Here is an 18,242-nt window from a genome sequence, read left to right as displayed (position 1 = left end):
CCCGTGCGTGGGGTGCTTGATCAGCGTGAGCCGGCCGTAGCGGGCCATCGTCTCGGCGACGTCGACGAGCAGCGCGTGCGGCACCGGATACCGGGAGTACTGCACCAGCGCGTCCACGACCTGCTCGTCTCGTTCGCCGGGCTGTGGGTGCTCTACGAGGTGCAGCCGCTGCCGATGTCCGACATAGCGGTCTACCGGGCCGAGGGGGAGGCCGCCGCGAGTGGCGGTGATCTCTACGGCTTCACGGTCACCAAGTGGGACCTCCCGGCCACCTACCCGCCCTTCGCCGCTCTCCTCTTCATCCCGACGACCTGGCTCTCCCTCGGCACCCTCAAGATCGTCTGCGTGCTCGTCAACGCCGGGCTGCTCGCCCTGCTGATCCACCTCTCCTGCCAGGCCGCCGGCGTGCGCCGGGCCGCGCACACCCTGCCGGCCGTCCTGGCCGCCACCGCGCTCGGCCTCTGGCTCGAACCGGTCTTCCAGACGTTCGTCTTCGGCCAGGTCAACCTCGCCCTGACCTGCCTCGTCCTCTGGGACCTCGCCCGCCCGGACGGCGCCCGCGGCAAGGGGTTCGCCACCGGCATCGCGGCGGGCATCAAGCTCACCCCCGCGATCTTCGCCGTCTACCTCCTCATCACCGGCCGGGTGAAGGCCGCCTTCACCGCCCTCGCCGGGTTCCTGGTCTCGGTGCTGCTGGGCTGGCTGGTGCTGCCGGACGCCAGCGTCGAGTTCTGGACCCGGCGGATGTTCGAGACCGACCGGGTAGGCAAGGTCTGGATCGTCGACAACCAGTCCCTCCAGGGCCTGATCAGCCGCGTTCTGCACAACCCCGCACCGGGGCTGCTGTGGGCGGTGCCGGCGCTGCTGACCGCGGCCGCCGGGCTCTACGCCGCACGCCGGGTCTATCTGCGCCGCGGCCTCGACATCTGGGGCGTGCTGTGTACGGCCGTGACGGCGCTGCTGGTCTCGCCGATCAGCTGGTCGCACCACTGGGTCTGGTGCGTACCGCTGCTGATCGGCCTCGCCGCCCGCGTCCGGCGCCACCCCTGGCGGCGCGCCCTGCTGGCCGCCGTCACCCTCGCCTTCACGGCCCGCACGATGTGGATCGTGCCGCACCCCGGCGACCTGGATCTGCACTTCTCCTGGTGGCAGCAGCCGTTCGCCGCGCCGTACCCCCTGCTCGGGCTGGCGCTGCCGGCCGCCCTGATCTGGTGGACCCGGCGTACGGCGAGCGCGCCGGGAGAGCCGGGGAAGCCCGGGGTGTCCGCGCCCCGCCGCATCCCGTCCCCGCGCACCGACCAGGACCTGACCGCCCGGACCCGCACCGCGTGAGCCCGGGCCGGGCGGCCGTCCCCGGGAATGCCTGACGGGTCCGCCGCCGGGCGCTGCCTACCCGTCCCCGCCCCCCGCCACTGCGGCCTACGCGTCCTCGTCCGCCGCCAGCAGTTCGTCCGCGTCGACGATCCGGTACGCGTAGCCCTGCTCGGCCAGGAAGCGCTGGCGGTGGGCGGCGAAGTCCTGGTCGATGGTGTCGCGGGCGACGACGGAGTAGAAGCGCGCCTCGTGGCCGTCGGCCTTCGGGCGGAGCACCCGGCCGAGCCGCTGGGCCTCCTCCTGGCGGGAGCCGAAGGTGCCCGACACCTGGATCGCGACGGTCGCCTCGGGCAGGTCGATGGAGAAGTTCGCGACCTTCGAGACGACCAGTACGGAGATCTCGCCCTGCCGGAACGCGTCGAAGAGCTTCTCCCGCTGCGCGTTGGTGGTCTCGCCCTTGATCACCGGGGCGTTCAGGTGCTCGCCCAGTTCGTCCAGCTGGTCGATGTACTGCCCGATGACCAGGGTCTGGTCGCCCTGGTGGCGGCGGACCAGGGCCTCGGTCACGTACTGCTTGCTGGCCGTGGTGGCGCAGAAGCGGTACTTCTCCTCGGTCTCGGCGGTGGCGTACGCCAGCCGTTCCGTCTCGGTGAGGTTGACCCGTACCTCGACGCAGTCGGCCGGGGCGATGTAGCCCTGCGCCTCGATCTCCTTCCAGGGGGCGTCGAACCGCTTCGGGCCGATCAGGGAGAAGACGTCCGACTCCCGGCCGTCCTCGCGCACCAGCGTCGCGGTCAGTCCCAGCCGGCGCCGCGCCTGCAGGTCGGCGGTGAACTTGAAGACCGGCGCGGGCAGCAGGTGCACCTCGTCGTAGACGATCAGGCCCCAGTCCCGGGAGTCGAACAGCTCCAGGTGCGGGTAGACGCCCTTCCGCTTGGTCGTCAGCACCTGGTACGTGGCGATGGTGACCGGCCGGATCTCCTTCCGCGTCCCGCTGTACTCGCCGATCTCGTCCTCGGTCAGCGAGGTGCGCCGGACCAGTTCGTGCTTCCACTGCCGCGCCGAGACCGTATTGGTCACGAGGATGAGCGTGGTGGCCTTGGCCTGTGCCATGGCGCCCGCCCCGACCAGCGTCTTGCCCGCGCCGCACGGCAGGACGACGACGCCCGAGCCGCCGTGCCAGAAGCCCTCGACGGCCTGCTGCTGGTACGGCCGCAGCGCCCAGCCGTCCTCGCGCAGCTCGATCGGGTGCGCCTCACCGTCGACGTAACCGGCGAGGTCCTCGGCGGGCCAGCCCAGCTTGAGCAGCGTCTGCTTGATCTGGCCGCGCTCGGAGGGGTGGACGACCACGCTGTCCGGGTCCAGCCGGGCGCCGACCAGCGGCTGCACCTTCTTGGAGCGGAGGATCTCCTCCAGCACCGGGCGGTCGGTGGTGGTCAGCACCAGCCCGTGCGTGGGGTGCTTGATCAGCGTGAGCCGGCCGTAGCGGGCCATCGTCTCGGCGACGTCGACGAGCAGCGCGTGCGGCACCGGATACCGGGAGTACTGCACCAGCGCGTCCACGACCTGCTCGGCGTCGTGCCCGGCGGCCCGCGCGTTCCAGAGCCCCAGCGGCGTCACCCGGTACGTGTGGATGTGCTCCGGCGCCCGCTCCAGCTCGGCGAAGGGCGCGATGGCCCGCCGGCAGGCGTCCGCCAGCTCGTGGTCCACCTCCAGCAGCAGCGTCTTGTCGCTCTGGACGATGAGGGGTCCGTTCACGCGCCTCGCCCTTTCCGTTCGGTGTGCGGCCCGGGACGGGAGCGTCCGGTACGGCCAAATCTCCAGTGTGCCCCATCGGCGGGGAAGCGAGGGAGGGCCGGAGCGGCCCGGGGCGGCACGGTGACGCGGCGGCGCGGCGGCGCTCCGGCCGGGCGGCGCCACAAGGCGGTGCCACGAGGTGGCGCCCGGCCTCGTCGTACCGCGGCTCACACCACGTCGTCCGCCAGTTCCGCGACCCCGGTGATCCGGTGCAGCGGATAGGTGCGCACCTCGTCGGCGGTGTGGTCGTACGCCGTCACGAAGCCGCCCTCCACCCGTACCGGGGCGATCACCCGCTGGCTGGCCGCGCCGTCCGCGTTGACGTAGCCGATCCACAGGGCCGAGCTGGTCAGCACCGCGGCCTGCATGGTGGCGAGGGTCTCGGCGGAGGTGGTGCGCGGGAACGTGCCGGGGGCCGGGGCGGGGGCGTGCACCGGCTTGCGTTCCGCCGTGGCGGCGAGGTCGCCGGCGCGGATGGCGCGCACCGCCGCCTCCAGGAGGGTGCGGTCGGGCGACGGCGGGCCGTCCGGGACGGGGGCCGGGGCGGTGCGCGGCGGGGTGCGGTACGAGTCGGCGCGGGCGATCAGCACGTCGCCGGCGGCGGACTCGGCGGCCGGGGCGTAGCCCATCGCCCGCAGTCCGTCGAGGAGTTGCTCGGGTGCGGTCTGGGCGGCGAGCACGGTCGGGGCGAGCCGGCGCAGGCGGAGCCCGGCGGCGCGCCGGTCGGCGAGGATCTCGGAGAGCAGCGCGTCGTCGTCGCAGCGGACGTAGGCGGCGGCCGCGCCGATCCGCAGCCGGCCGTGCTTACGGGCCACGTCGTCGACGAGGTAGGCGAGCGGCTGGGGGACCGGCGTACGGGAGTGGTTACTGAGGAAGTCCTTCAGTTCGGCGGCGGACCGGCCGGCGTCGAGGGCGCGGCGGACCGAGGCCGGGGTGAAGCGGTAGACCGTGGCGCCGCCCTTGGACTCGATGTCCGCGAGGACGTCCAGCGCCTCGGCGAGCGGGCGCTGCAGGGGGCCGGGGGCGACCGCGGTCAGGTCCGCCTGGAGGAGGACGTGGTCGAGGGGTTCGGGGAGGAGGGGGGCGAGCAGGGCGGCGGCGCGGGTCGCCGCGGCAGCGGCCTCGGCCCCGGATGCCACCCCGTTCCCGGATGTACCGCCGTCCCCGGATGTCGCCTCGTCCCCGGACGGCACCCCGTCCCCGCCTGCCGCCTGCTCCGCGCCGATCAGGACCCGGCCGTGGGCGGCGAGCGCGCCGCGCCCGGTGACGCCCAGCAACTCGGCCTCCTCCAGGGCCCATTGGGCCAGGCGCGAGCGGAGGTCGTCGGTGCCGGCGGACCCGGGCTCGGCGGCCCCGGCCGCCGCCGATGCCGCAGTGCTGCCCGCCGCCGGTCCCGCGGCGCCGCCCGCGGTCGATGCCGCGGCGCCGCCCGCCGTCGGACCGGCTCCGCGCAGCGGACGTTCCCAGCGCAGCCGGGACAGCACCGTCGACGCCGGTACGGACGTACCGGGCGGCAGCGTGGCGAGCAGGGTGAGGGCGCGGCGGCGGACCTCGGGGGCCGGGGAGCGGTCCAGGTGCGGTCCGAGGGCGGCGAGTGCGCGGCCCTTCGCGTCGGCGGTGCCGACCACGCCCGAGGTGCGGGTCGCGGCCAGCCAGCCGGCCGCCAGCACCGCCCACCGCTCGTGATCGGGCAGCTGCCGCCACTCCTCGGCGGCCGGGGTGGCGGCGTACCGCTCGTCGGCCTCGCCGTCGGAGGCGATCAGCCCGGCCGCGTAGGCGAGTTCGAGCCAGAAGGCGGCGAGCCGTTCGGTGGTGTCCAGGGCGGTGGCGGTGCGCTTGAGATCGCGCACGCTCATCCCGCCGGCGCGCAGCACGGCCGGGCCGCCCAGGTCCCACTCCTTGAGCAGCTCCTCGACGGTCGCCAGGGCGGTGAACGCCTGGCTCGCCGCGGCGTTGTCCACAAGCTGTGGATCACGTTCCGTCGTGGGCGTGAGCGCCGGCGGCAGCGGCTCCGGGGCGTGGTGCGCGCGCCCGCCGCGCAGATGGAGCGCCGCCTCCCGCGACAGGACGACGTTGCGGGCGCCCGCCGGGAGCAGCAGACCGCGGTCGAGCAGCCACTGCAGATGGGGAGCCGGGCGGTCGGTGACCGCGCCGTACGGCGGGCCCCACAGCAGCTTGTCGAGGACGGCGACGGACTCGGCCGGCGCGGTGTCCAGCAGCGCCGCCATCCGCTCCCGGTCGCGGAACAGCCCGGTCAGCGCGGCGACCGCGGAGACCGGGTCGTGGGTGGTGGGCAGCCCGGCCGCGGCCAGGATCTCCTGCAGCCGGCCGGGCGACATCCCGGCGGCGGCCTCGGCGACGGTCGGGCCCAGTCCGGTCGGTGAGGGCCGCGTGGCGCCGGGCGCCAGCAGCTCCCGGGCCGTGCGCACCAGCCGCAGCCGGTCGTCCGGCCCCCACACCAGGGCCTGCCCGCGCAGCTCGGCGACGGCCCCCGGCAGCGCGGCGGCCACCGCCTCGTCCCCGGCGTCCCCGCCCATCAGCGCGCCCAGCGTGTCGTACGGGCACGGGTCGGGTGCCACCGCCAGCGCCTCGGCGGTCTGCAGCGCGAACCGGTCGAGCCGCTCCACCGCACGCACCACCGATGCCCGGGTCCCGGCCCGGGTCGCCAGCTGGGTGACGTCGCCCGGCACCGGGCTGAGCAGATCGGGCCGTGCCCGCAGCAGCCCGACGAGCCCGCCGTCACTACGGGTCCGCAGCTCCTCGGCGAGGGTCCGGGGGGTATCGGTGGTCATTCGTACAACGTTAGCGGGGGGAACGGGGGAGGGGCAGGGAGCGGCGGCGGGTACCGGAGGATCCGGCGCCGGGCGGCTCGCGGCGGATCCGCCGGCGCCCCGCCGCCGCTCCGGGCCGGGCGGCGGCCGGCGCGGTACCGTCGGGGCAGCAACCAGCGGACGCCGCAGGGGATTTCGTGGGGATCGAGAGTGAGCAGCTCGTCTTTGACTATCTGAGCCGGGTCGGTGACCTGGCCCAGCAGCGGGGCCTGCCCCCGGCCGCGCGGATGCGGCTGGTGTCGGGGCTCCGGACGCAGATCGAGGCGCAGAGGGCCGACTCGGTGGTGGGCACCAAGCGGCTGCTGGCCCGGCTGGGGACGCCGGAGGCGCTGGTCGAGGCGGCCGGCGGCACCCCGGCGGCGGCCGGGACCCCGCAGCCGGACCCGGCCCCGCCCGCCCGGCCCGCCGCCCGCGACCGGCTCGGCGCCCTGACGGCCTGGCGCGACGGGCTGCTCGCCAAGGCGGCGCCGAAGGAGCGGGCGGCGAAGGAGCGGGCGGCGGAGGGGGCCGGCGCGGCGAACGGTGACGGGAGGGCGACCGGCGGTGGCGCGCCCCGGAACGGCGACCGGCCGGGGTCCGGCAGGTGGGGCCTCTTCACCAAGGGGGCGGGGCTCGGCAAGGGACCGGCGTCCGGCAAGGTGCCGGGCCCGCGCGCCGGTGAGCCGGAGTCCGCGCCGTCCGTCGGGCTGCCGCCGCACCTCGCCGGCGCGGACGAGCTGGGTGACGCGCAGGACGCGCCCGACTGGTGGCGGGTGGAGCCCGGGCCGTACGGGCCGGGGGACACCGTGCCCGGTTTCGTGGGCGGCATCGAGATCCCGGAGATGTGGCAGCACCCGAAGGGCGACCCCGCCGGGCGGCCGCCGTCGCTGCGGAAGGACGGCACGGAGGCGGACGACGACGCGGACGGGGAGACCGCCCGGGGCCGTGCGCAAGGCGGTGCGGACGGCGGCACGGACGAGGGCGCGGGCGACGACGGGGAGGCGGTGGAGGCCGTCCGGCCGGTGCCGCTGCGGGCCTGGCTCAGTCCGGTGCCGGCGCTGGCGGTGGTCCTCCTGGTGGCCGGGGCGGTGCTGGGGTCGTGGCTCGCGCTGGGAGGCGGCTGGGCACTCGCCTACGTGTCGCGGCGGCTCAGCCCGGCCGAGGCCAAGTTCGCGGCGCTCGGGGTGCCCGGGACCGTCGTCGGCGGTCTGCTGGTGTGGCTGTGGGGCCGGTTCGACGGGCGGTGGGGCGAGCCGATCGCGCAGGGCCGGCTGGGCCAGGAGCTGATGGCTGCGCTGCCGGGTGTGGTGCGGGTCGCGGCGGTCGCCTCGGCGCTGTTCCTGCTGTGGCGGATGCGGCGGGCGGCCCGGTAGAGAGGCGCCGCTCTTGCTAAGGCGATGCCCCCGGGCGGCGGCCCGCCGGCCAGGCCCCTCGGGGACCCACCCGCCGGGCCCGCCCCGCCCCGCCCGTCACTTCTTCGCGAGCCGCTGCCGCACCTCGTCCAGGATCTTGTCGGCCGCCGTGTAGCCGATGCCCTGGATCCACAGCTGGTCGTCGACGCGGAAGGACCTGCCGTCGGCGACCGCGCGCAGGTGCTTCCAGAGGCCGCCGCCGGTGATCCGGTCCTCCTCGGACCTCTCCGGGCTGCCGTAGGAGGCGTAGAACACCGCGTTGGCGTCCGCCTCGGTGATCTGCTCCGGGCTCACCTCGGTCATCAGGCCGTCCTTCGCCCCGTCGACCGCGGCGGTGGGGCCGGTGCCGAGGTCGGCGAGGACGGTGCCGATGTAGCTCCGGCAGCCGTAGATCCGGGTGTCCGCGCCCGCGACGAAACGGACGACATTGGTCCGCAGGCCGCGGGCCCTGGCGGGGCCGCCGAGCGCCTCGGTGACCCGTCGGGCGTGCGCCCGGTACCCGGCGACCGCGCGCTGCGCCTCGGGGATCCGGCCGAGCGCGTCGGCGTGCGTGGCGAAGTTCTGCTTCCACGGGTAGCCGGTGGTCTCGGTCATCACCGTCGGCGCGATCTTCGTCAGCTGGGCGTAGCGGCCGCCGTCGCGGACCTTGCTGGTCAGGATCAGGTCGGGCTTGAGGGCGGCGACCGCTTCGAGGTGGGGGGCGCCGATCTTGCCGACGTCCTTGATGCCGGCCACCGCGTCCTCGGGCAGGTAGTCCAGGAAGCCGGAGGCGACGTCCGAGCGGGTGGCGCCGACCGGCTTGACGCCCAGGGTGATCGCGGAGTCCAGCTCGGCGGTGTCGAGGACGACCACGCGCTTCGGGGCGTTCGGCACGGTCACCTCGCCCATCGCCGTCCGTACGGTGTGCGTACCGCCGCCGGTCGCCGGCTTCGCCCAGGTCACTGCGGGCTGCGCGGGGCAGTGCGCGGCCTTGAACGACCCGTCCGGGCCGGCCGCGGACGAACCGCCGCCGGAGGTGCAGCCGGAGAGGGCCAGCAGGACGGCGAGCGCGCCGGCGGCGGCGACGGCGGGGGTGGTGCGGCGGGCCGGGCTGCGGTGGGTCGACATGGCGGATACCTCGTCTCGGTCGGTGGTGGAGGGCATCGCTCGTGGTTCGGGGGCCGGCCCGGTCAGGCCCGGCGGACCGCCCGCCGCGGCTGTCCCGGACGCCCCGGGACGACCAGCGGCGAGCCCGTCACCGGGTCCGGCACCACGACCGCCGCCAGCCCGAACACCTCGTCGACCAGCTCCGCGGTGACGATCTCGGCCGGCCGTCCCTGGGCGACGATCCGGCCGGCCTTCATCGCCACCAGGTGGTCGGCGTAGCGGGCGGCCTGGTTGAGGTCGTGCAGCACGGCGACGACGGTGCGGCCGCGCTCCTGGTTCAACTGCCGTACCAGGTCGAGCACCTCGACCTGGTGGGCGATGTCCAGGTAGGTCGTCGGCTCGTCCAGCAGGAGCAGATCGGTCTCCTGGGCGAGGGCCATCGCGATCCAGACCCGCTGGCGCTGGCCGCCGGAGAGCTCGTCCACCGGGCGGTCGGCCAGCTCCGCCACGTCCGTGCGCGCCATCGCCTCGCCGACCGCCCGCTCGTCGTCCGCCGACCACTGCTGCCACCAGCGCTGGTGCGGCTGGCGGCCGCGGGCGACCAGGTCGGCGACGGTGATCGCCTCGGGCGCGACGGGGGACTGCGGCAGCAGCCCGAGCGACCGGGCGATCCGTTTGGTGGGGATGCGGGCGAGGTCCGTGCCGTCCAGCAGCACCGCACCGCCGCGCGGCCGCAGCAGCCGGCCCAGGGCCCGCAGCAGGGTCGACTTGCCGCAGGCGTTGGGGCCGACGACGACGGTGACCGCGCCGTGCGGCACGTCCAGGTCCAGGCCGTCGACGACCGTGCGGTCCTCGTAGGCGAGGGTCAGTTCCCGGGCGGCCAGCCGGGCGGCCGGAGCACCACCGGCGCCGCGCCCCGCCGCGCTCCCCACGCTCTCCGCGGCACCCGCGGTCCCGTTCTCCACGGCTCCCCCCGCACGGCCGGTCCCGCTCCCCGCGGTCTCCCCGGCCTCGGCGCTCTCGGTCACGCGTTCCCTCCTGCGGCGCGGCCACGGGCCCGGTGGCCCCTGACGATCAGCCAGATCAGATACGGGGCGCCGACGGCGGCGGTCACCACCCCGACCGGCAGTTCCGTCGGCGCGAAGATCCTGCGGGCGAGGAGATCGCCCAGGACGACGATGAAGGAGCCCAGCAGCGCCGAACACAGCAGCGGTGTCTGGGCGGTCCGGGTCAGGCGGCGGGCGATCTGCGGGGCCAGCAGCGCGACGAAGTCCACCGGGCCCGCGGCGCCGGTCGCCATCGATGCCAGCGCCACCCCGGTCGCGACCAGCCCGAGCCGGGTACGGCCGAGCCGGACGCCCAGCGCGGTCGCGGTGTCGTCGTCCAGCGACACCGTCCGCTGCGCGCGTGCCGCCCACAGCACCGCCGGCAGCAGCACCAGCAGCGCCCCGCCCAGCGGCGCCGCCTGTGCCCAGCCGCGCCCGTTGAGCGAGCCGGTCATCCACACCTGCGCCTGCTGGGCGACCAGGTAGTCGCCCTTGGTCAGGAAGAGCTGGGTGACCGAGCGGAGCGCGATCGCGCAGCCGATGCCGATCAGGACGAAGCGGGTGGCGTGCAGCCCGCCGCGCCAGGCGACGACGTAGACCAGCGCGGCGGCCAGCACCCCGCCGGCGACGGACAGATACGGCAGCACGCCGTACGAGCCGACGCCGAGGGTCATCGCGCCGACCGTCAGGGCCCCCGCCCCCTGGGTGACGCCGATGATGTCGGGGCTGGCCAGCGGATTGCGGGCCACCGTCTGGATCAGCGCGCCGGCCACGCCGAAGGCCGCGCCCACCATGAGGCCGACGGCCAGCCGCGGCAGCCGCAGCGTGCCGACGACGAGTTCCTGCGCCGACGGCCGGCCGAGGAGGACGTCGAGGACCTGCGGGGGCGACACGAAGCTCTCGCCGACGCACAGCGCGGCCAGACAGGCGGCGGCCAGCAGCGCGGCCAGGCAGGTGGCGGTCAGGGCGGCCCGGCGGTGCAGCAGGAAGGAGCCGCGGCCGGCCCGGACCAGGGCGTATCCGGCGGGGCGTAAGGCGCCGCGGGGCGCGGTGGTCACCGGCGGCGTCATGCGGCCACCACCGCCCGGCGGCGGACCAGGGTGACCAGGAACGGCACCCCGATCAGCGCGGTCAGCACGCCCGCCGGGACCTCCGACGGCGGGAAGACGACCCGGCCGACGGTGTCCGCGACCAGCACGACGACCGGGCCGAGCAGGGCGGCCATCGGCAGCAGCCGGCGGTGGTCGCCGCCCACCAGCGCCCGGGCGAGGTGCGGCACGGCGAGGCCGACGAAGGCGATCGGGCCGGCCGCCGCGACCCCCGCGCCGGTCAGCACGGTCGCGCCCAGCCCGCCGACGATCCGTACCGCGGCGACGTTCCGGCCCAGGCCGCGGGCGACGTCCTCGCCGAGCGCCAGGGCGTCCAGACCGCGGGCGACGGCGAGCACGAGGACCGCGCCGGCCAGCAGGAACGGCCAGATCCGGGCGGCCACTTCGGTGTCCCGGCCGGTGAGCGAGCCGACCTGCCAGAACCGGAACTCGTCCCACGCCGCGGCCCGGGTGGTGAGCACCGCCATGGTCACCGAGACCAGCAGGGCGTTCACCGCGGCACCGGACAGCGCCAGCTTGACCGGGGTGGCGCCGCCGCGGCCGCGGGCGGCGATCGCGTACACCACGACCGAGGCGATCCCGGCGCCGGCGAACGCGAACCAGACGTAGCCGGTCAGGGTGTGGACGCCGGCGAAGGCGAGGGCGAGGACCACCGCGGCCGAGGCGCCCTGGCTGATGCCGAGCACGCCGGGGTCGGCGATCGGATTGCGGGTCAGGCCCTGCATGACCGTGCCGGCCATCGCCAGCGCGGCGCCGACCATCAACCCGATCTCGGTGCGCGGCAGCCGCAGGTAGCGCACGACCTGGGCGGCGTCGCCGGAGCCGCCGTGCACCAGGGCGTCCAGCACCTCCGACGGCGCGAACGGGCGGCTGCCGACGGCCAGCGAGAGGACCACCGCCAGCAGCAGCGCGAGCAGCGCCAGCGCCGTCGGACCGAGCCGGCGGCTGGGTGTCCGGGGCGTCATGTGCGTCACTCTCCGTGGAGGGAGGGCGGCCGGTCGGTCCGTTCCGGAGCTGTCGGGTTAGGTAAGGCAGGGCTGAGCGTAGCCACCATCCGGTCCCCGCGGACCCCCGGGCACAATGGCAGGCATGGCTGCGTACCCCCTGACGGTCGGATTCGACCTCGACATGACGCTGATCGACTCCCGGCCCGGCATCAAGGCCGCGTACGAGGAGCTGTCCGCCCGGACCGGCACCCATGTCGACGCCGAGGCGGCGGTGACCCGGCTCGGTCCGCCGCTGGAGGAGGAGATCCGCCGCTGGTTCCCCGCGGAGCGGGTGGCCGAGATCAGTGCCCTGTACCGCGCGCTGTACCCGGAGTACGCGATCGCCTCCACCCCCGCGTTGCCCGGCGCCCACGAGGCCATCGCCGCGGTGCGGGCGGCCGGCGGCCGGGCGATCGTGGTGACCGCCAAGTACGAGCCGAACGCCAAGCTGCACCTGGCCCACCTGGGCCTCGAACCGGACGCGGTGATCGGCTCGCTGTGGGCGGAGGCCAAGGCCGAGGCGCTGCGCGACCACGACGCCCGGGTCTACGTCGGCGACCACACCGGAGACGTGCGCGGCGCGCACACCGCCGAGGCGCTGTCGGTGGCCGTGGCCACCGGGCCGTGCGACGCGGCGGAGCTGCGGGCGGCCGGCGCCGATGTGCTGCTCGGCGACCTGACGGAGTTCCCGTCCTGGCTGGCGCGTTACGTCGCGGAGGGCGCGGACGGCACGGAGCCCTCGGCGGCCGCCACCGCCTGACGCCGCTGCACCACCGCGGAACGGACCACTCCGCTCGCGGCCACCAGGAAGCCGGCGCCCATCAGCATGCACAGCCAGTAGAAACCCCACGGCAGCGGCGTGGTCCCGAGGAACAGCGGCGTCACCGTGGCGAGAGTGGCCAGCGCGCCAACTAGGAACATGATCGCGCCGATTCGGACCAGCAGATCCCCTGCGCGGGGCGTTTCGTCAGACACCTGACCAGGGTAAGTCCGCACCGGAAGCACAGAGGATCCACCCGGCGGCGTCTTGTCACCGACCGGGGGACCATTAGCCTTGGGTGTGGCGGGTCCTGCGGCCCGCTGCATTGCTATCCAGACCGTTTTTCTTCCGCGCTTCCGCGGCGGACCAGCCCAAGTTTTTTCCAACGAGTACGAGGACGAGGACAGACGTGCCTACCGGCAAGGTCAAGTGGTTCAACAGCGAGAAGGGCTTCGGCTTTCTCTCCCGCGACGACGGCGGTGACGTCTTCGTGCACTCGTCGGTGCTGCCCGACGGTGTAGCCGCACTCAAGCCCGGCCAGCGCGTCGAATTCGGCGTCGTCGCAGGCCAGCGTGGCGACCAGGCGCTGACGGTGACACTCCTCGACCCCGCACCCTCGGTGGCCGCCGCCCAGCGCCGCAAGCCGGACGAACTCGCCTCGATCGTCCAGGACCTCACCACGCTCCTGGAGAACGTCACCCAGCAGCTGGAGCGCGGCCGCTACCCCGACAAGGTGCACGGCGCCAAGATCGCCGGCATGCTGCGGGCGGTCGCCGACCAGCTGGACGTCTGACCTGGGGGACCGCCCGGCACACCTCATACGAAACGCAGCGCATCGCGGCCGAGGGGCGGCACCAGCCCCTCGGCCGCGGCGCGGGTGAGCAGCCCGCGCACCGCGGCATAGCCGTCCTCACCGAGGTCGGCGGTGAACTCGTTGACGTAGAGCCCGATGTGCTGGTCGGCCACCTTCGGGTCCATCTCCTGGGCGTGCTCCAGGACATACGGACGGGACGCCTCCGGGTCGTCCCAGGCCATCAGCACCGACGTCCGGATCGCCGCCGCGAGCTCCCGCAACGCCCGCTCGCCCAGCGACCGCTTGGCGATGATCGCGCCGAGCGGGATCGGCAGCCCGGTCGTCTGCTCCCAGTGCTCACCCATGTCCGCCAGGCACACCAGCCCGTAGTCCTGGTACGTGAAACGGGCCTCGTGGATGACCAGACCGGCGTCGACCTTGCCGTCCCGCACGGCCGGCATGATCTCGTGGAACGGCAGCACCACGATCTCCCCGACCCCGCCCGGCACCTCGGCCGCCGCCCACAGCCGGAACAGCAGGTACGCCGTCGACCGCTCACTGGGCACCGCCACCGTCTTCCCCGCCAGGTCCGCGCCCGAGCCCTGCGCGCGGGTCAGCACCAGCGGCCCGCAGCCGCGCCCCAGCGCCCCGCCGCAGGGCAGCAGCGCGTAGTCGTCGAGCACCCAGGGCAGCACCGCGTACGACACCTTCAGCACGTCGAACTCACCGCGCTCGGCCATGCCGTTGGTGAGGTCGATGTCGGCGAAGGTGACCGCGAGCTCCGGCGCGTCCGGGACCCTGCCGTGCGCCAGCGCGTCGAAGACGAAGGTGTCGTTCGGGCACGGCGAGTACGCGATGTTCAGCGGCCGGGTCACGGGCCCTCCTCAGGGACGTGGGGGTCCCCCCGCATGAGCGAAGTCGAGCGTGGGGGAGGATCCGGAGCCGGCCCGGCGGTGGCCACCAGGGCTCCGGGAAGCGTACGGAAGGCGCCGGTCAGCGCGGTCAGCGCGGCCCCGATGCGCCAGGCGGCCCGGTCGCGCGGGCCGACGGCGTTGGAGACGGCCCGGACCTCCAGCACGGGCACCCCGTGCGCGGCGGCCGCCTCCGCGACCCCGAAGCCCTCCATCGCCTCGGCCAGCACCCCCGGGTGACGCCGTGCCAGCTCGGCGGCGCGGGCGGCGCTGCCGGTGACCGTGGAGACCGTGACGACGGTGCCGGTGACCGCGCCGGCCGCCGCCGCGACGGCCTTCACCAGCGCCGGGTCGGGGCGGTGCAGCACCGCCCCGAAGCCCAGATCGGTGACCGGAACGAAACCGTCCGGGGTCTCGGCGCCCAGATCGGCCGCGACGATCGCCTCCGCGACCACCACCGCCCCCAGCGGCGCACGGGGCGCCCAGCCGCCGCCGATACCGGCCGAGACCACCAGGTCGTACGGCTGCCCGGCGAGCGCCGCGGCGGTCAGCGCGGTGGCCGTCCCGGCGGCCGCGGCGGCCGGTCCGACCCCCGCGGCCAGCACGTCGAGCGCCACCGGCCCGCCGTCCGCCCGGCACAGCTCGTAGCCGCCCGGCAGCACGGCCGGCGCGCCGCACTCCGCCGCGGCGCACACCGCGTCGCGCTCGGCGGCCACCGCGGTGACGGCCAGCACCCGCGGCGGCCGGCCGGCGTCGCTCGGCGCGCTCAGCGGGCTCAGTCCTTCTGCTTGAGCGTGAAGTGCCACATCGTCGTGGGGCCGTCGCCGTCGTGGAGCTCGGCGACCTGCAGGGTGACGTCCTTGGTGTACGTCGTCTGACCGGTCTGCGGGTTCTGCTGCATGAACAGCGTGTCCGCGTCGAAGCTGCGGTACGTCTGCTTGCTCGGCTCGCGCATCACGGGGCCGGCGCCGATGACGATCCAGCCGGACTTGGCGACCTCCGGGTCCACGCCCACGCGCACCTTCTCACCCGGGTGCACGGTGATCGTCTTGCCGCCCTTCTTGGTGATGCAGGCGGCCACGGCCTTCCGGGACAGTTCCTTGCCGTTGCCGTCGCAGCCGGGGGTGGCCTCGGCCGTCACCGTCGACGAACCGACGGTCACGGTCGCGAGCGCGGTCGGCTTCTCGCAGGCGGAGAGGGTCACCAGACCCAGGGACACGGCACCGATGGCGGCAGCGGCGCGGCGGCCCTTGCCCCAGGAGATCAACGCAGCGGTCATACGGGCAGGCTATCTGGCGCTCCGGCCCACGCCACCCCCGGGTACGGCGTGCCGCGCGGCACGCCCCCGGGGGGACCCGCCGATCACACCCGCCCGATCGGGAACACGCCCCCGCGATCCGTCCCGCCCGCGCTCAGGCCACCCGCGGCGTCGGCGTACCGCCCCGCCGCGCCGCCTGCAGCAGCCCCCGCACGGACACCGCCGCACCCGCCGTCACCAGGCCCGCGGCCACCGCCATGCCCACCACCCCGACCAGCGGCAGCGCGATCCCGAGCGCCCCGCCCACCACCCACGCCAACTGCAGCGCCGTCTCGGACCGGGCGAACGCCGAGGTCCGCACCTCCTCCGGCACATCGCGCTGGATCATCGCGTCCAGCGACAGCTTCCCCAGCGCCTGGCACAGCCCCGCGGTCGCCGCCGCCGCGGGGACCACGACCACCGCCAGCACCGGGTAGAACACCGCCGCCAGCACCGTCGCGCACAGCGCGAGCCCCAGCACCGCCGCGACGATCGGCTCCGGCCCGCGCGCCCTCAGCCACGCCCCGACCGCCGTGCCCAGCGCGTTGCCGACCCCGGCCGCCACCGCCACCAGCCCCAGCGACGCCGCCGCGCCCAGCGCGCCCAGCGGATGCTCGCGCAGCAGGAAGGCCAGGAAGAACGTCAGGAAACCGGAGAGCGCCCGCAGCGCGGCGTTCGCCTGCAGACCGTGCAGCACGGACGGCCCGACCGTCCGCAGCCCCGGCTTCGGCGCCCGCCCCGCCGTCCCCGCCACGGGCCCGTTCCGGGACGCCAGCCGGGCCCGCCGCTCACCCTTCGCCGAGTCGACCTTGTGCGGCAGCGAGAACGACAGCACCGTGCCCACGGCGAACACCACGAACGCCCCGTACAGCGGGCACGGCGGCCCGAGCAGATGCAGCCCCGCACCCGCCGGCGCGGCCAGCCCGGTCGCCAGCAGCCCCGCCAGCGTCACCCGCGAGTTGGCCTTCACCAGCGAGATCCGCGGCGGCAGCAGCCGCGGCACCACCGCACTGCGCACCACGCCGTACGCCTTCGACGACACCAGCACGCCCAGCGCCGCCGGATACAGCTCCAGACCGCCGGTCGCCACCGCCCCCGACATCGTCACCGCCAGCAGCGCCCGGGCCAGCATCGACCCGGCCATCGCCGCCCGCCGGCCGTGCGGCACCCGGTCCAGCAGCGGCCCGATCACCGGTGCCAGCACCGCGAACGGCGCCATGGTCACCGCCAGATACAGCGCCACCCGACCGCGCGCCTCATGGGTCGGCACCGAGAAGAACACCGTCGAGGCCAGCGCGACGGTGATCATCATGTCGCCCGCGGAGTTCACCGCGTGCAGCTCGATCAGTTTGCCCAGCCCCGACTCGCCCGCGCCGTGCGCATGCGTGGCCCGCCGTACGCCCCGGGCCGCGCCGGTGAACGGCCGGTGCAGCGCCCGCCCGACCGCCCGCCCGGCCCGTCGGCCCGGGCTGCCGCCGATCCCGCCGCGCGTCGGTGCGCGCGGCTTCCGTACCTTCGACGCCCTCGCGGCAGCCACCTGGCCATAGTGCCCCAACTCGCCCAGGAGAGGGCGGTTCCTCCCTGTTGCCGCGCGGGGCGCACCGGCTCGCCGCCGCCACCCGCTGCCAATTGCCGCTCCCTCCGAGGAGTCGTACACCCTTGAAGGGGTAGCGTGTCTAGCGCGCCACCGGCGGTCGGTTTTGGCCGCGTGTCTCATTGCGATCCGCGATCCCGCAGAATGGGTTGCAAGAGGTGCGCTCGACCGAACCGATCGGGCGCGGACGTCGACGCGGTCCCCAGGTCCGCTCCGCCCGCCCCGGCCTCCGGACGGACAAGGACAGCTCCGGCTGGCGCACTCGTGAGACGGCGTGGAAGAGAGAATCGATTCTTGTGAGTGCTGCGATGCGAAGCCGTATCCCTGACCGCCTGTGCGCCGAGGCGGTCGACCTCGCCCGGGCGGCGGCGGAGGAGACCGCACTCCCCGGCATGGTCGGCGAGCACATCGAGGCCGTGGCCGACGGCGATCGCGTCGTCACCCATCTCTTCGCCTGCAACGAACCCGGATACCGCGGCTGGCGCTGGGGCGTGACGGTCGCCCGCGCCTCCCGCGCCAAGGTCGTCACCCTCGACGAGACGGTCCTGCTGCCCGGCCCCGACGCCCTGCTCGCCCCCGAGTGGGTGCCCTGGAGCGAACGCCTCCGCCCCGGCGACATGGGCCCCGGCGACCTGCTCCCCACCGAGGCCGACGACCTCCGCCTGGAGCCCGGCTTCACCGGCGAGGACGCACCGCCGCCGAACTCCCCGGTCGCCGAGGGCATGGCCGCCGACGTCGCCGACTCCGAAGAGGCCGACGTCCTCCCCGGCTCGCCCGCGGTCCAGCCCGCCCCCGCCCGCGGCGGCATCGCCGACGTCGCCGGGGAACTCGGCATGGCCCGCGCCCGGGTCCTGTCCCGCTACGGCCTGCACGCCGCCGCCGACCGCTGGGAAGAGGCTTTCGGCGCCAAGACCCCGATGGCGCAGGCGGCCCCCGCGACCTGTATGACCTGCGGCTTCCTCACCCCGCTCACGGGCTCGCTGCGCCAGGCGTTCGGTGTCTGCGCCAACGAGTTCGCCCCCGCGGACGGCCGCGTGGTCTCCCTCTCGTACGGCTGCGGCGCCCACTCCGAGGCCGCCGTCATGCCGAAGCCGCCGCGCCCCGCGCCGCCGGTGGTCGACGAAACCGTCGTCGAACCGCTGGCGCTGCGGCCGGAGCGCGACGGCGGGTCCGTGGAGGAAGCGGGCCCGGCGGAGGAGCTGGGCCACAGCTGAGGGTCGTCAGGGGCCGGGTCGGCCGCCCCTCGGGGCGCGGCCGCGGCCGACCCGGCCCCTTTGCCCTCTCCCACCGGGCGGGGCGCACCACCGGACGGGCCCGAACCCACCCC

16 protein-coding genes and 1 pseudogene are annotated in these 18,242 nt (G+C 75.4%); 5 read left to right on the top strand and 12 right to left on the bottom strand.

Annotated features, from left to right (window positions below; genetic code table 11):
• Nucleotides 1–138: pseudogene (locus V2J85_RS38670) on the bottom strand (helicase-associated domain-containing protein); the annotation flags it as partial.
• A gap of 36 nt (nucleotides 139–174) precedes the next feature.
• Here V2J85_RS38670 and V2J85_RS38665 point away from each other — a divergent pair.
• Nucleotides 175–1,332 carry a glycosyltransferase 87 family protein gene (locus tag V2J85_RS38665; RefSeq protein ID WP_330824194.1) on the top strand — a complete coding sequence of 386 codons (1,158 nt, stop codon included), beginning with the start codon at nucleotides 175–177 and terminating at the stop codon, nucleotides 1,330–1,332.
• An 87-nt stretch (nucleotides 1,333–1,419) separates the two neighbouring features.
• On the opposite strand, the gene V2J85_RS38660 is transcribed toward V2J85_RS38665, so the two are convergent.
• Together V2J85_RS38660 and V2J85_RS38655 are read right to left on the bottom strand one after the other, a co-directional pair.
• On the bottom strand, nucleotides 1,420–3,072 hold the full coding sequence (locus V2J85_RS38660) for a DNA repair helicase XPB (protein ID WP_261956194.1): 1,653 nt from the start codon (nucleotides 3,070–3,072) through the stop codon (nucleotides 1,420–1,422).
• Between the two features lie 206 nt (nucleotides 3,073–3,278).
• Nucleotides 3,279–5,903 (bottom strand): helicase C-terminal domain-containing protein, encoded by a 2,625-nt coding sequence (locus V2J85_RS38655; protein WP_330824192.1) that lies wholly within the window; start codon nucleotides 5,901–5,903, stop codon nucleotides 3,279–3,281.
• Nucleotides 5,904–6,079: 176 nt separating this feature from the next.
• Here V2J85_RS38655 and V2J85_RS38650 point away from each other — a divergent pair, with 176 nt between their 5' ends.
• A complete protein-coding gene (locus tag V2J85_RS38650) occupies nucleotides 6,080–7,294 on the top strand; it encodes a hypothetical protein (protein ID WP_330824191.1) in 1,215 nt (404 codons plus the stop codon).
• Between the two features lie 96 nt (nucleotides 7,295–7,390).
• Here the strand turns inward: V2J85_RS38650 and V2J85_RS38645 are convergent, their stop codons facing one another.
• From V2J85_RS38645 to V2J85_RS38630, 4 genes are all read right to left on the bottom strand, one after another.
• On the bottom strand, nucleotides 7,391–8,440 hold the full coding sequence (locus tag V2J85_RS38645; protein ID WP_330824190.1) for an ABC transporter substrate-binding protein: 1,050 nt from the start codon (nucleotides 8,438–8,440) through the stop codon (nucleotides 7,391–7,393).
• A 62-nt stretch (nucleotides 8,441–8,502) separates the two neighbouring features.
• Complete coding sequence (locus tag V2J85_RS38640; protein ID WP_261957486.1) at nucleotides 8,503–9,351, bottom strand: ABC transporter ATP-binding protein; 849 nt, start codon at nucleotides 9,349–9,351, stop codon at nucleotides 8,503–8,505.
• Nucleotides 9,352–9,443: 92 nt separating this feature from the next.
• Nucleotides 9,444–10,535, bottom strand: coding sequence for a FecCD family ABC transporter permease (locus V2J85_RS38635; protein WP_261956190.1), 1,092 nt, complete (start codon nucleotides 10,533–10,535; stop codon nucleotides 9,444–9,446).
• The gene (locus V2J85_RS38630) at nucleotides 10,532–11,539 is read right to left on the bottom strand and encodes a FecCD family ABC transporter permease (RefSeq protein ID WP_261956189.1); all 1,008 of its coding nucleotides are present in this window, start codon (nucleotides 11,537–11,539) and stop codon (nucleotides 10,532–10,534) included. Before V2J85_RS38630 ends, V2J85_RS38635 begins: the two co-directional genes overlap by 4 nt.
• A 124-nt stretch (nucleotides 11,540–11,663) precedes the next feature.
• Between V2J85_RS38630 and V2J85_RS38625 the strand changes: the two genes are divergently transcribed.
• Nucleotides 11,664–12,320: an HAD family hydrolase gene (locus tag V2J85_RS38625; RefSeq protein WP_261956188.1), complete on the top strand. Its 657-nt coding sequence runs from the start codon at nucleotides 11,664–11,666 to the stop codon at nucleotides 12,318–12,320.
• On the opposite strand, the gene V2J85_RS38620 is transcribed toward V2J85_RS38625, so the two are convergent.
• The gene (locus V2J85_RS38620) at nucleotides 12,266–12,481 is read right to left on the bottom strand and encodes a hypothetical protein (protein WP_330824189.1); all 216 of its coding nucleotides are present in this window, start codon (nucleotides 12,479–12,481) and stop codon (nucleotides 12,266–12,268) included. The genes V2J85_RS38625 and V2J85_RS38620 overlap by 55 nt on opposite strands.
• 248 nt (nucleotides 12,482–12,729) lie before the next feature.
• On the opposite strand from V2J85_RS38620, the gene V2J85_RS38615 reads away from it, so the two are divergent.
• The gene (locus V2J85_RS38615) at nucleotides 12,730–13,113 is read left to right on the top strand and encodes a cold-shock protein (RefSeq protein ID WP_018089689.1); all 384 of its coding nucleotides are present in this window, start codon (nucleotides 12,730–12,732) and stop codon (nucleotides 13,111–13,113) included.
• A 23-nt stretch (nucleotides 13,114–13,136) separates the two neighbouring features.
• Here the strand turns inward: V2J85_RS38615 and V2J85_RS38610 are convergent, their stop codons facing one another.
• From V2J85_RS38610 to V2J85_RS38595, 4 genes are all read right to left on the bottom strand, one after another.
• Nucleotides 13,137–13,988, bottom strand: a complete 852-nt coding sequence (locus V2J85_RS38610; protein ID WP_261956186.1) for a 1,4-dihydroxy-6-naphtoate synthase — start codon at nucleotides 13,986–13,988, stop codon at nucleotides 13,137–13,139.
• Nucleotides 13,985–14,794: a futalosine hydrolase gene (locus V2J85_RS38605; RefSeq protein ID WP_330824193.1), complete on the bottom strand. Its 810-nt coding sequence runs from the start codon at nucleotides 14,792–14,794 to the stop codon at nucleotides 13,985–13,987. Before V2J85_RS38605 ends, V2J85_RS38610 begins: the two co-directional genes overlap by 4 nt.
• 5 nt (nucleotides 14,795–14,799) lie before the next feature.
• Complete coding sequence (locus V2J85_RS38600; protein WP_330824188.1) at nucleotides 14,800–15,303, bottom strand: hypothetical protein; 504 nt, start codon at nucleotides 15,301–15,303, stop codon at nucleotides 14,800–14,802.
• Between the two features lie 133 nt (nucleotides 15,304–15,436).
• Nucleotides 15,437–16,801, bottom strand: coding sequence for an MFS transporter (locus V2J85_RS38595; protein WP_410011364.1), 1,365 nt, complete (start codon nucleotides 16,799–16,801; stop codon nucleotides 15,437–15,439).
• A gap of 422 nt (nucleotides 16,802–17,223) precedes the next feature.
• On the opposite strand from V2J85_RS38595, the gene V2J85_RS38590 reads away from it, so the two are divergent.
• Nucleotides 17,224–18,129 (top strand): DUF3027 domain-containing protein, encoded by a 906-nt coding sequence (locus V2J85_RS38590; RefSeq protein WP_330824187.1) that lies wholly within the window; start codon nucleotides 17,224–17,226, stop codon nucleotides 18,127–18,129.
• The last annotated feature ends 113 nt before the right edge of the window (nucleotides 18,130–18,242 follow it).

The sequence above is a fragment of the Streptomyces bugieae genome (assembly GCF_036352915.1).
In the GTDB taxonomy this organism is placed as follows: Bacteria; Actinomycetota; Actinomycetes; order Streptomycetales; family Streptomycetaceae; genus Streptomyces; species Streptomyces endophytica.
Note: the sequence above shows the minus strand (reverse complement) of the source record. Positions and strands in the feature narration are given on the sequence as shown.